At 49.9% G+C, this 13,294-nt stretch carries 9 protein-coding genes and 1 pseudogene; 2 read left to right on the top strand and 8 right to left on the bottom strand.

What is annotated here, in order from left to right:
• Positions 1–120: 120 nt before the first annotated feature.
• From JWJ90_RS06505 to JWJ90_RS06485, 5 genes are all read right to left on the bottom strand, one after another.
• Positions 121–2,118, bottom strand: a complete 1,998-nt coding sequence (locus JWJ90_RS06505) for a monovalent cation:proton antiporter family protein (protein WP_205226398.1) — start codon at positions 2,116–2,118, stop codon at positions 121–123.
• Between the two features lie 443 nt (positions 2,119–2,561).
• On the bottom strand, positions 2,562–4,532 hold the full coding sequence (locus JWJ90_RS23165) for a methyl-accepting chemotaxis protein (RefSeq protein ID WP_240194788.1): 1,971 nt from the start codon (positions 4,530–4,532) through the stop codon (positions 2,562–2,564).
• Positions 4,533–4,598: 66 nt separating this feature from the next.
• On the bottom strand, positions 4,599–5,045 hold the full coding sequence (locus JWJ90_RS06495) for a hypothetical protein (RefSeq protein ID WP_205226397.1): 447 nt from the start codon (positions 5,043–5,045) through the stop codon (positions 4,599–4,601).
• Positions 5,046–5,333: 288 nt separating this feature from the next.
• The gene (locus JWJ90_RS06490; RefSeq protein WP_205226396.1) at positions 5,334–6,749 is read right to left on the bottom strand and encodes a sigma-54-dependent transcriptional regulator; all 1,416 of its coding nucleotides are present in this window, start codon (positions 6,747–6,749) and stop codon (positions 5,334–5,336) included.
• A gap of 192 nt (positions 6,750–6,941) precedes the next feature.
• Positions 6,942–9,506, bottom strand: a complete 2,565-nt coding sequence (locus JWJ90_RS06485; RefSeq protein WP_205226395.1) for a PAS domain S-box protein — start codon at positions 9,504–9,506, stop codon at positions 6,942–6,944.
• Between the two features lie 459 nt (positions 9,507–9,965).
• On the opposite strand from JWJ90_RS06485, the gene JWJ90_RS06480 reads away from it, so the two are divergent.
• Together JWJ90_RS06480 and JWJ90_RS06475 are read left to right on the top strand one after the other, a co-directional pair.
• A complete protein-coding gene (locus JWJ90_RS06480) occupies positions 9,966–10,685 on the top strand; it encodes a FadR/GntR family transcriptional regulator (RefSeq protein WP_205226394.1) in 720 nt (239 codons plus the stop codon).
• A 15-nt stretch (positions 10,686–10,700) separates the two neighbouring features.
• Positions 10,701–11,504 (top strand): sulfite exporter TauE/SafE family protein, encoded by an 804-nt coding sequence (locus tag JWJ90_RS06475; protein WP_205226393.1) that lies wholly within the window; start codon positions 10,701–10,703, stop codon positions 11,502–11,504.
• A 98-nt stretch (positions 11,505–11,602) separates the two neighbouring features.
• On the opposite strand, the gene recR is transcribed toward JWJ90_RS06475, so the two are convergent.
• From recR to JWJ90_RS06460, 3 genes and pseudogenes are all read right to left on the bottom strand, one after another.
• Positions 11,603–12,214, bottom strand: a complete 612-nt coding sequence (recR, locus tag JWJ90_RS06470; RefSeq protein ID WP_205226392.1) for a recombination mediator RecR — start codon at positions 12,212–12,214, stop codon at positions 11,603–11,605.
• Positions 12,215–12,523 carry a YbaB/EbfC family nucleoid-associated protein gene (locus JWJ90_RS06465; protein ID WP_205226391.1) on the bottom strand — a complete coding sequence of 103 codons (309 nt, stop codon included), beginning with the start codon at positions 12,521–12,523 and terminating at the stop codon, positions 12,215–12,217.
• 55 nt (positions 12,524–12,578) lie between these two features.
• Positions 12,579–13,294: pseudogene (locus JWJ90_RS06460) on the bottom strand (hypothetical protein); the annotation flags it as partial.

Here is a 13,294-nt window from a genome sequence, read left to right as displayed (position 1 = left end):
ACAGCCTTTTAGGTAGAGGATTTGTAAAAAGTAAACCATTTTCGTACCACAACCGTTAGGGTGATGCAAACCTTTCATCTCGTTTTTTACTTTGGAGCTATAAAAAAGAGAAAAAAATCTTTATTGGGCTATGGCAACCGGGGACGCCTCTTTCCCTTTTTCAGCAAAAAACAGTTGGTGAAACCGCTCACGGGCTTCGCCTGATCCAATTATAGCGATTAGATCATTTTCTTGAAGCAGGAACTGCGGCCCAGGGTTGGGCTCCAAGATATCCTCACGCAGAACGCCTACAACCGAGACCCCTGTTTTTTTGCGTATTTCAGAGGCGCCAATAGAAACGTTGCGCAGGCTTGAGGTCTGGTGAAGGTTGACCCATTCAAGATCAAACTGTTGTTCAGCAGAACGGAACTGGGAGAGGGTTTGATAAGGTTTGCTCTGGCTCATACTGGAGGTAAAATATTCCTGCCGAAGAGTCTCTGTCTGCCGATGAATTTCGGTGACGGGCACATGCAGTGCCAGCAGGACCTGACGGGCCATTTCAAGGCCGGCCTCCAGTTCAGGATAGACAAGATCTGTCACGTCGAGCTCTTCGAACACATTAAAAAATTCAGGATCAGATAAGCGGGCGACGACTTCAATCTTTGGGTTGAACCGTTGAGCATGAACAACAATGTTTTGCGAGACCACGATCCCGGGAATGGTGACCACCAAAAGTCCTGCAGAACCAATGGACGCCGCCTCCAAAACAACCTCTTGGCCAGCGTCTCCATAAATTACGGCAAAACCAGCATCTTTAGCCTGCTCAATACGGCGTTGGTCAAGTTCGATCAGGACAAATGGCTGTCCCAGACGGTGCAGCGTCATTGCAATCTGTTGTCCTACCCGACCTCCTCCGGCAATAACCACGTGATGATTCAACCCGTCCTCCGGAATATTCATCGACTCAAGGGGTTCTTTTTGAACCCAGCGTTTTTTGAGGTTGTAGAGACGAGTGGTTTGGGAGGATATAATGGGCGTCAAAATCATGGTTATGACTGCCGTGGTCAGCACAAGATTGTAGAGTTCGGTTGTGATGGATTCGGTGCTCAGGCCAATACGCGCCAGGACGAAAGAAAATTCTCCGATCTGAAAGAGCCCTAAACCGACAGCAATGGGGATGACGTTGCGATAGCGAAAGAGCCAGGTGACCAGGCTGAAGATAAACCCTTTCCCCAGACTGACCAAAAGGACCAGAGAGATAATAATGCCGATATGATCAACCAAAAACTGAGGATCCAGGAGCATGCCAACAGAGGCAAAAAAAAGCAGGCCAAAGATATCTCTGAGAGGAATGATGTCACTTAAGGCCTGGTGACCGTAGTCGGATTCAGTCAGGACCATACCGGCTATAAAGGCCCCAAAAGCGAAGGAAAGTCCCACCAGGTAGGTGAGATAACCGACCCCCAGGCCAATGGCGACGATGGAGAGAAGAAACAGCTCACGCGAACCAAGTTTGGCAATATGCCGCATGAGCCAGGGCATGAGTTTGGTTCCGACAACAAACATGGCAACGAGAAAGGCAACTGCTTTTGCCGCAGCCGGTCCCAGCTGGGCCATGCCTGCCGCCGGATCGTTCAAAAGCGGAAGGAGAATCATCATTGGCACCACAGCCAGATCCTGGACAATGAGCATGCCGATCATCACTTTACTGGAAAGTGTTCCCAGCCACCCTTGATTCATCAGGGTCTTGAGGATGACCATGGTTGAAGAAAGAGAAATCATGGCGCCGAACCAGAGCGATGTCTTTATTTCCCAGCCCATGATTGAACCGACGCCTAATCCCAGGGTCAGTGTAAGGACGATCTGGAGAGGGGTCCCGATTAGAGCGACCCATTTGACCGGCTTCAGGTCCTTATGGGAAAATTCCAGGCCCAAGGCAAAGAGAAGGAGACCGACTCCAATTTCGGCCAGGAGTTCGATGTCGTGCACCTCGGTGACAGTGAGTCCACCGGTGTACGGCCCAAGGATGACACCTGCAAAAATATATCCGAGGATGAGCGGTTGGTGCAGCCGCTGCATCAAGAGTCCGCAGAAAAAGGCGGTGACGACAAGAAGGATAATATCAGTGGCGATACCCATGGTTGGTCCTATGAGAAAAGGGGGCGAACTATTTGAAAAAGAATGAACTTTGAAAATATACCAGGAGGGGCAAAAAAAACGAGGCAAACCAGAAGGCTTTCCGGAAGAGAAGAGAGGAAGGAGCCATAAACGGCTTAAGGGGGGCTTGAATAATTAGATTTTTCAATCAAGGCCAAGGATTGCGCAAAATTTTACCGCAGGCATATATATGATATTCCGAGGATAAAATTTTAAGCATGACGCCGGGATTGGCAGAAAAAGCAATTATTCAAGATTCCCTTAGGTGATGGGCAGGCGTATGATGAAGGTGGTTCCCTTGCCGAGAGCCCGCACCCATTATCTTGAATTATGGGGTTTTATATTGAGGAAACTGTCCTGGGGGAGGAGAACGCTCCCGCCCATTGAGAGCGGGAGAGTGTCGGTAAGAGAGGGACTTTCACAATTCAGACCTTGAATTTTTTCACCATGATCTCGAGTTGTGAGGCAAGATCAGAAAGTGATTGCGCGCTTGCCTGAACCTGGGCGGATCCATCACCAACTTGAGACGACTGATGACTTATTTCCTGCACATTCTTTGTAATATCAGCGACAACCATTGAGCTTTGAGCCACATTGTCGTTCACCTCTCCAATTCCGGTCGAGGTTTGGGCAATGTTACCGGATATTTCGGTGGTTGCAGCTGATTGTTCTTCAACCGCAGAGGCGATAGCGTTGATCACCATGTTTATCTCCAGGATCACTTCGGATATTTGACCGATATCTTCAATGGTCAGGTTGGTGGTCGTCTGCATTTCCGCGATTTGATTTTTAATATCAACGGTGGCTTCCGCGGTCTGGCGGGCAAGCTCCTTGATCTCGTTAGCGACCACGGCAAACCCCTTGCCTGCCTCACCGGCACGGGCCGCCTCAATAGTCGCATTAAGTGCCAGCAGGTTGGTTTGTTCGGATATCTCAGTGATAGTCTCGGTTACCCTTCCGATTTTGGTCGCGGATTCACCAAGTTCCGCCATCTTCTCAGTGGTCTGCTGGGATTGTTGCACCGCCTTGTCGGTAATGGTACGCGCTTTCTCCGCGCTTTCTGCGATTTCGTGGACAGTTGCGGTCATCTCTTCGGTTGAGGATGCTATCATGTTGACGTTACCGGTTGACTGTTCCATTGCTGAGGAAACCGACTGAATGTTTGTGCTCATTTCTTCGGTAGCTGCCGCCACGGCAACGGATTTATCTGCTGTATTCTTTGCCGAAGAGGAGAGTTGCTGGGAAACAGCTGCAAGGTCGGTGGAAGACATTGATAACTTGCTGATCCCAGTGATGAGTTCCTGAATCATCGAACCAAGTTGGCCGACCATCATATTCAAGGCGCCTGCCATGTCGCCAATTTCATCCCTTTGATCCACGGCAAGTTTGGTGGTAAAATTACCGCCTGCCATTGTTTGGGCAAAGGCGGCAGTTTTCCGAATCGGTCCGGTGATTGCCCGGGTCAGGAGGGTGGCAAAACCAATGCCAATCACAAGAGCTATGGAGGCAATAATCAGCATGGAGCGAATGGCTGTTTTGCTTGAAGCTGTCAGGGAAGCTCCAAGTTCTTCTTGATCGTTGACATAGGTGGCGCGTATTTCTGCAACGCCTTGAGCAATATCAGCACCAATGGTGTTGAGTGTCTGGTTGTAAACAATGTTTCTTCCCATGGTTGCTTTGGCCATGCGATTAAAAGCTTCAATATAGGTATGAGTATCCGCGAGGATGTTTTCTGCCGCTTTTCTTTGACCTGGGTTCTCGGCCATGATCTGCTGCAAAAGCTGCTGCATCTCCTTGTTTTCTTGAACCACGAGATCCGCGTCTTGCGAGGTGGCTGTTGCCAAGAAACGTTGAGCATAGAGTCGGGCAAGCAGCATATGTTCCTCTGCGGCAGCGGCCTTGGCAACCAATTCCGAGTCCTCAATCTGGGTTGCGGAGGTCATGATTGCTTTCAGATCAGCCTGCATGGAGGGCCCCAAAGAACGCAAAACAGAATTTATGATGCGATCACTTTCCTGGATGTCGAGAATAAGCTGTGCAAAGGCTGATTTGTACTGGGATACTTCCTCAGCTATTCGTGTTATTTTTTGTAGCCGCTCTTTGTTTTTGATTCTGTTTTTTGTTGTTTCCAGATCATCCTGCAATGTGGCCATGGAGACTTCGTATTTCTCCCGACTGGAGGGGGTATGATTAATCATGTACTCCTTGACCTCCAGCCGCACTCCCAGCATATGTTCCTGAATCTTCGCTGCAACTGTAGCGTTCGTTGCCCGCCGGTCATACTCGCCGATACCTGTTGCCGCCTTGTTGAACCCCCGCCAGGAAAAAGCCGCCACGATAAGGAGGAGAAGGAGAATAAAACCAAAGCCACCACCAATTTTAATTACCAATTTCATGTTATTCATTTCTGCACCATGCTTGGTTAAGTTTATAAAACATAAAAAGCCTCCAGATTGATGCGGTCAATGGGGCCTTTTAGTCAAATTGCCTTTGCTGTTGAAACTTGTTCGTAAAAGATGAGGCACTTGTCGAGTCACCGTCTGTATGCGGCAGATGTTAGAGAGGTATTCGGCAACTCGGGGAAGATCGTGGTCAAGGTAGGCGACCAGCCGTGGAGACAGGAGCATATATCTGTTGGAGGTGACGGCTGCCTGTTGCGCTAAAATCAGAATAATACGAAACTCTTCATAATCAATACGATTGCGCAAGAGTACTTCAACTTCCTGATCATTTTCGGCAACAAGGATGAGCAGATCATTGGAGCGTAATTCCAGGCTTGCGGGTGAAGAGAATGGAGAGCCCGGGGGCAGTAAGATGATCTGCAGTTTCAAGGAAAGTCCCGAAAGATACCGGTGCATTCGCTGCAAAGCCGGGGAATAGTTGCTGGAATAAAGAAAAATCTTTTGCATAACCTCCTCCAGAGATCGCCAAAAGAAGTAGGACGTATTTTATTTAAATAGAAGCAGGTATTTTGCCAGTTAATAAAAAAAATAATATCTGGCGAAGCCCTTGAACGTGCATGGTTTTGAAGCGTTTCCGGAGATATTTGGACAGGTGTGGGCGAGGCACAGGACAAGACGTCTATTTTTTTAGACAGAAGACTGTCTATTCTTTTAGACCTGTATAGGAATTCGACAGACTAAGAGTCAGTACTGTGCTGCTTTCTGGTTGGATCAGGAGAGCTGAGCCGAGTTAGGCTAAAACGCCACCTTTTGCTGGGTTGATAGATTGTGGAGGTTGATGAGCTGGTAGATACGGGCGCGGGAAAGTCCTGAAATCCTGCAGGATTCTTTTATATTGCCCCGGGTATAGGTGAAGACCTGTTGCAGATATTGACGTTCTTGCTCGGCTTTGAAGCTTTTCCAGTCTGTCGGCCGCCCTTGGTGGAGGGAGGAGACGGGGGCGGTGGCTGGCGGAGGTGGCTCTTCGTGTGTCAGCCCTTGCATGGCGGTACAAACACGGATATGGGCTGGCAGGTGATAGGCAAAAAGGGTGGGGTGGTGTATGGCATTGGCAAACACCTGTTCCAGGGTTTGCTGCAGTTCGCGAACATTGCCCGGCCATTCGTAATCCATGAGTGTCTCGAAAAATTCATCCGAAATTTCTTTGGAACTGACTTGCGTTCTTTCGCAGAGACGTACCAGAAAATGGCGACATAAGGGGCGAATATCCTCTTTACGCTCCCGAAGAGGGGGGAGGTGTAAACTGAGTGATCGCAGGCGATAGAGAAGATCAGGGCGAAAGCTGCCGTCCTTGACTTTCTGGCTGAGATCACGATTTGTCGCTGCCAAAAGACGAAAGTTGCTTTGCTCTTCACGGGTTGAGCCAAGGGGACGAAAACTGCGCTCCTGGAGTACGCGCAGAAAGGTTTTTTGGATGCGTTCTGGTAACTCACCCACTTCATCAAGAAAGAGGGTTCCCCCGTCCGCAAGCTTAATCAGCCCGGTCGCGGAGCGATCTGCCCCTGTAAAGGCCCCTTTAACGTGGCCAAAAAGAGTACTTTCGATCAGGTTTTCAGGGAGTGAGGCACAATCCACAACCACAAAAGCCTTGGTGCCTCGGTGTGAATTTTCATGAATGGCACGGGCGAAAACCTCTTTTCCGGTACCTGTCTCCCCTGTGATGAGAACATTGGCCCCACCGGCTGCTGCGCATGCGACCTGATCCAGAGAAGAGTTAATGACCGGACTGCTCCCAATGATCCCTTCACGCTTCAGAGCGACTGGCGCCTGCTCAATTCGTTTTTTTTCCTCCCGGTATTCCAAGGCACGGGTGAGTGGGGAAACCAAATTTTGTAAAATATTGGGTTTTTCGAGATAGCTCCAGGCCCCGGACTGAATGGCCTTTTTTGCTCCTTCCGCATCGCCGGACCCCGTCATGATAATGATTTCGGGCCTGGAGGAGGTTTGAGCGAATTGTTGAAATGCATCAAGACCGTTTCCATCGGGTAATTGGACATCAAGCAGGATAAGGTCGAAGCTTTCTTGCTGTGCCAATTGGAGAGCTTCCTGCAAGGTAAGGGCTGATAGAACAGTATGGTCTGCACTCCTCAGTTGAGAGCTGAGCAGTTCGCAGAGCATAGTGTTGTCATCAACAATAAGTATGTGAGCCATTTTCAGACATTTGTAAAACTATGGAGAGGAAGCCTCTCCGGTACGAACAGATAACGAACAGGCCGGATTATCGTTGTATTTAAGAGGTTTAAATACACCTCATCAAAAAAAAACGATATCCTATTGTCGCACCAGGGGAATCTTTGTCAAGTAAATGGATTGGATAAAGCGTTAATTACAAAATAGAAATTTTTAGGCGTGAGTTTCAGGCAGCAGCACTTGAAAAACAGATCCCTGATTGGGGCTGGTTTGAACAGAAATGGCACCCTCAAGTTTTTTAACTATGCTTAAGGCAAGTGGCAGTCCTAGGCCACGACCAATAAATTTATCCGAGTAAAAAGGGTCGAAAATACTTTCCAGCTGAATGACATCTATGCCCCCGCCATTATCGACGACTTCAAGGCAGGCGTAGGTAATCTGCTCAGGTTCCCAGCCAACCGGGTTGAGGTGGGTTCTGGTGATGTCTGATCCAGGGATTGAGCTGATCCGAAGGTTCAACTGGCCTGCCTGCTGGCCAATCCCTTCAACGGCATTGGTTACAAGGGCAACCAGGACTCGGTTGAGTTGCTGTGGGTCAGCCATGACCATCGGGCCTTGGGAAGGATAATCTTCTGAGAGCAAAATGTTCTCGGGGAGGTTCGAGCGTATCTCAGCAAGTTGATTACGGCAGATATCACTCAAGTTAATTTGTTCGTTTTGTTCTGCAAAATGACCGGTATATATGAGCAGTGATTTACCAAGATCTGTGGCTCTTCTACTGCCATCCAAGGCTCTGCTGAGAAAGGTAAAGACCTCTGAGGTGATGTCACTTTGTTCAAGTGCCAGTTCAACGTTGCCGACTACTATGGCAATCAGATTGTTGAAGTGGTGGGCAATGGCACCGGCCATCCGTTCCATTCCCTCGTTTTTCATCAGCTGTCGCTGCTGCTGTTCAAGTTGCAGTCTGTTGCCGATATCCCGGCTCAGGCCGAAAACAACCTTTTTGCCGCTCCATTGTCCCTGGGTGAGGTGTGTTTCAACAGGTATTTCCTCACCCGCTTTGGTTAACAGTGGGAACGGACAGAAATTTTTTGTTCCTGCAATGATTGCAGCGCAGAGTTCTTCAGCCTCTTGCTGATATTCTTGAGGATGGAGCCCGATAATCGGTTTCCCGATCAGCTCTGAGGGGTGAAAACCCAGGCGATGTATCGCAGCGGCATTGAGGTAGCGGATGCGTCCCTGCATGTCCAGAATAAAGACCATATCGCGGATGGTATTAAACAGCGACTCCAGGTTACGTTGGCTGCGAAGAATATGGGCTGCCTGTTGTTTTTGAACGAGAAAGGTGCCCAGATGAGCCATGATGCGTTCCAGAGCGGCACGTGAATAACTGCTGATTTCTTCCAGTTCATGCGAGGCAACGTGGAGTGCAGCGATGGCTTTTCCTTCAAAGGTGATGGGGAGAATGGCTATCGCCTTCAACGCGTCATCAAAAAGCACCGTATCAGCCAGCTGCCTGCTGAGTTGATTAAAGGATGAGTACACGGGTTTATTTTTTTGAACGAGCCGAGTGTAGGCAGAATCTGCCGGGTACACCGAGGCTTCTTCAACAAATGCTGTTGGCAGCCCCTGGTGAACCATCAGATGGAGCCCCCCGTCTTCGGGTTGCAGCTGATAGAGGCCACCGCAGTCGGTCCGGGATATTTCTATTGCCTTTTTCAGGCAGAGTTCCAAGGTTTCCTCAAAAGAGTTCGCTGCGGTAAGCGCAATATGGAGATTGCGTTCAATGCGCAGCAGTTCTCTTGCCTGTTGCATGGTGGTGATGTCTGTTGCGGTACAGACCACAAATTCCACCTGTCCCTGTTCGTCGAGCTTTGGCGTTTTGGTGATAGCCATATAGAGAGGGTTGTCACCACTGAAGTTAAACCACTGTTCGTAATGGAGAGGTTTTTTTCCTTCAAACACCTGACGGTTACTTGCAAGTGCCAGGGCAAGCATGTTGGGGCGTAATACCGCATCAAGCCGATGGTGGGCAATTTCCAGAGGGCTTAATCCAAAATTTTCTGCAAATGCTCGATTCACAGAACCATAGGTTTCTGCATCTTTCAAATACCAGATACTCACAGGGATAGAGTCGAGCAGAAGTCGTTGCTCCAGGGTTTTTCTCCGCAAGTGTGATTCTGCTCGGTCCTGACTGCTCAAGTCAATAATAACGGAATGCAGCAGCGTCTGTTCTTGGAGAGGCAGGGGAACGGTGTAGACGGCAACCGGTATTTCATCTCCTGAGTTACGCCGATGCTGAAAATGAAAATTCAGTTGTTTACCAGCTAGAGCACGATCGATGTTTTTTTGCGTGGTGCGGCGTGCATCGATATTTATTTCAAAGATGGTCATGGCGCGTAACTGCTCTGCGCTATACCCATACAAATGCTGCGCAGCTTCATTTGCGCCGATTATTTCACCGGTGGTTGGGGATATGAGGAGCTGAGCCGCCTGGCTTTGCTGAAAAAGACGTTGATATCGCTCCTCTCCCTCCTGATTTTGCCTGTTGAGTTGCAGGTTTTGCTGGGCAGCCTCAACCTTATCTTTGGCATTTTGATTGGAGGAGTACGCCCAAAAAAGACCAGCAATGCCTCCCACAAACGCCGGGCCTATATAGTAGGGCCAAGGCGCAGTGAAGTTGAAGAAACTTTTTTGTCCCCATGCCAGGAGAGAGAGAAGGGCGCCACCAGCCAGGGGAGCGAGGATAGAGCGTAGAAGCGATTGAGGTGATTGCATAACAAACACAGTGTTCGGGTTGCACGTGAAGATTTCTCTCAGGGTACCCGGTGTACACGAAAACTGCGAGGGGAATTGGCACTTGCGAAATCACATCCCGCCGAGCGTCTTCCTAGCGCGCTATCGAGGGACGAAGAGCAGGAACGGGCAACGCGAGTCTTGTGCTTCGCGTGCATGCCTCTGGAGTACGAGGTGAGCAGGGGATGATTTTTTTGATTCGTTTTGTGCAAGCATAGACTTGTGAAAAAAGAATATCATGTTATATTGGTTAACCAATTAATGAGACGAACTCATGGAATGATATCTCTTTTTTACAGCATGTTACTTGATGAGTCAGTAAGGGAGAGGGAACGGGATAGTTGTTGTTGCATAATTGGTTAACCATTTGTCTGAAGCCATGGCCTGATTGTACCTGATAAATCAGGGGCGAGCTGGAGGGAGTTTGGGGGGAGAAAATCGATGAGTCATGAGGAGATGCGCGGGGAGAAAATAAATGTCTACACCGGCATTATTGAACGCATCCAAGCAATGATTGCAAAGGGAGAACTCGCTGTTGGCGATAAGCTGCCGGCAGAGAGACGGCTGGCAGAGCGTTTTGCCGTCTCTCGGAGTCATCTTCGCCAGGCCTTGCAGGCCCTGGCAGAGCGCGGAGTCATTGAGAGTAGACAGGGAGATGGCACCTATTTGTTGAGTACCATGGAGCAGGGGGCACAGGTCGATGCCATTTTTGATGCCATTGCAGCCCGGAGAGATGTGCTTCATGAAATTATCGAATTCAGGCAAATAATCGAACCGCCCATCGCTGCACTTGCGGCTAGTCGTATAAACAAAGACGATCTCGATCAGTTAAAAGTCGTTGCCTGCGATCAGGGGCGAGCGCTTTTGGGCGGTCGGGAGGCAACCGATCTTGATGCTCGCTTTCATCAGATTCTTGCCGAGAGTACTGGAAATCGCACACTTGGCCGGGTCATGGAGACACTGCAATCCATACTTGATGAAAGTCGTAGCGCATGGTTGCAGAGTGCAACTCGCCGTTCGACCTCGGTGGAAGGACACTTGAAGATCATTGATGCCTTGGAAGCGGGTGATAGCCAGATGGCGGGGCAGGCCATGCAAAGGCATCTAGAAGCCGTTGAACAGGTGCTTTTCCCAACAGATACAAAAAAGAGGAAAAATTAACAGAGAGGAAGAGAGATGGGACTTGAAATTGTGGCGATGTATGTCGCTGTTGGTGTAGTTGCCGGGATCATTGCCGGTTTACTTGGTGTAGGGGGTGGGCTTGTTATCGTGCCCATTCTGGCTATCTGTTTTCCCCTGCAGGGGATTGACCCCACGCATGTGATGCATCTGGCCCTGGGAACCTCCCTGGCCTCGATTATCTTTACCTCGATCTCCAGTCTCATGGCTCATAATCGCCGCGGGGCAGTGGATTGGGGAATTTTTCGTCGAATCGTTCCCGGGGTCTTGTTGGGAACATTTTTAGGGGCCTTAGTGGCAGCCTATCTTTCGACTGATTTTCTCAAAGGCTTTTTTTGTATCTTTCTCTACACTGCGGCTACCCAGATGTTTTTTGGCAAAAAGCCAAAGGCTTCACGTGAGCTTCCCCCTGCACCGGGCATGTTTGGTGTTGGATCAGTCATAGGCGTTGTTTCTGCGCTTGTCGGTATTGGTGGCGGTTCGCTCTCTGTGCCGTTTTTTGTCTGGTGTAACGTTCAGGCTCACCGGGCAATCGGCACCTCGGCGGCCATTGGCCTGCCCATTGCCATTGCAGGGGCCCTTGGCTATATCCTTAACAATCCGCATGCAGAAGGTCTTCCCGCCTATAGTCTTGGCTATATTTACCTGCCAGCCCTGGCCGGCATTGTCTGTGCGTCGGTTTGTACTGCACCGCTGGGAGCCAAGCTGGCACACGCTCTACCTGTGGACAAGCTCAAACGTATTTTTGCGATCTTTCTGTATGCAATCGCGACGAAGATGGTCTGGTCTATTTTCGTGTGAGAATATCTCACGGATTCAAGGGAAGAGAAGGGAAATTCCCTCTGATTGCTTGGCGGTAACAGGGAGAAAAGAGACCCTGAATCCGTGACCTGTAGCCGTCACGGGTTCAGGGAGACCGATTGGCGGGACTGAATGGCACGGGCGAGGGTATGTTCATCGGCGTACTTGATGTCCATACCCATGGGAATGCCACAGGCGAGGCGACTCAAGCCGATCCCCGTATTGGCGAGCATCTCGGCAATGTAGGAGGCGGTCGCCTCTCCGGCAACGGTTGAACTTGTGGCAATGAGGACCTCATCCACCTGACCGGATTGAACGCGTTTGCGCAGCTCCTCCATCTTCAGCTCCGAAGGGCCAATCCCATCCATGGGGGCAATAACTCCATGGAGGATATGGTAGGTTCCGCTAAAGGCGCCGGTTTTTTCTACGGCAATTTGATCGCCGGGTTCTTCAACCACGCAAACGATCCGGCTGTTGCGGCTCGGGTTACCACAGATGGCGCAGGGGTCTGTCTCGGAGAAGGTGTAGCAACCGCTGCAGAGATGGATCGTCTCATGGAGCTGTCCCAGATCCATGGCCAGATTTTTAGCCTCGCTTGCAGGATGGCGCAGAATGTAGAGGGCAAGACGGGTTGCGGTTTTACGGCCGATGCCTGGCAGTTTGGTTAAATCGGTAATCAACCGATCAAGTGCCGGTGGGATAACCTGCATCTAGAAAAGACCGGGGATATTCATACCACCTGTGAGTTTCCCCATCTCCGATTTACCCAATTCTTTAGCCTTATTCAGCCCGTCGTTGACGGCCGAGACAACAAGGTCTTGCAGCATCTGCGTATTTTCCGGCTGGACGAGCGCCTGTTCAATAGTAATCCCGAGAACAACGCCTTTTCCATTTAAGGTCGCGGTGACCATGCCGCCACCGGCAGAGCCGCTCACTTCCTTGGTACCCAGCTCCTCCTGTACTTGAGCCAGGTTTTCCTGAAACTGTTGAGCCTGTTTCATGAGACTACTCATATCCATAAGAAACCTCTTTTGTATCGAAAGTTAGAAAAAACAGCAGGAGATGAGGAACTCCTCACTGCGAACTGTCTTCCAGGACCTGGGAAGGTGGATCGTTTGTCGTCGTTGTATGCGTTGACTGTTCACTGGGGGTCCTGTAACGGGGACCTATGCGAATATCGCCCACCTGGCCAGTAAAAATATCCAGGGCTGTCAGGACAATGGGATCATTTGCCAGGGCCCGTCGTTCGTTTTGGGCTGCCAGACCACTTGCCGGATCAACGGAGCAGGCATCTGAACCTGGCACCTCGAACTGGATAGTCAGGTTTTCCTGGAAAAAATCGAGTAAATATTCGCTCAGTCCCTGAATATTGTTTTTCTGGCGGAGCATGGTGCAGTCCGCGCTATCAGTAAAGTGAACAATAAGCTGATCTTCCTTCAGGTCAACCGAAGATGCCATCTGCAGGGCTGCGGCGCTCCAGGGCTGGCGATCACGTACATATTTGAGAAATTCATCCCAGTTCTGGCGAATATGTTTTTTTCGATCCTCTAGCGAGGCAACCGGTTTGAGCTCATTTGAAGCTTCAATTGTTGTTGATACAGGTTCCCGTGGGGGAGGTGAGGGGGGCGTTGCCTGTTGAGTATCTTGTTGTTTTTGCTCTTTTTGAACTGGTGAAGAGAGGGGGGCTACGGCTTTGAATGCTTTATTTTCAGTTTTTTTTTGAGTAGTCGGTCTCTGTTGCTCAGCTGGAGCAACTGCTTGCCTGGACGTCAGAGGGGCAGGGTGGGGGG

This window comes from Desulfobulbus rhabdoformis, assembly GCF_016919065.1.
Taxonomy (GTDB): domain Bacteria; phylum Desulfobacterota; class Desulfobulbia; order Desulfobulbales; family Desulfobulbaceae; genus Desulfobulbus; species Desulfobulbus rhabdoformis.
This window is presented reverse-complemented; position numbering and strand designations above follow the sequence as displayed.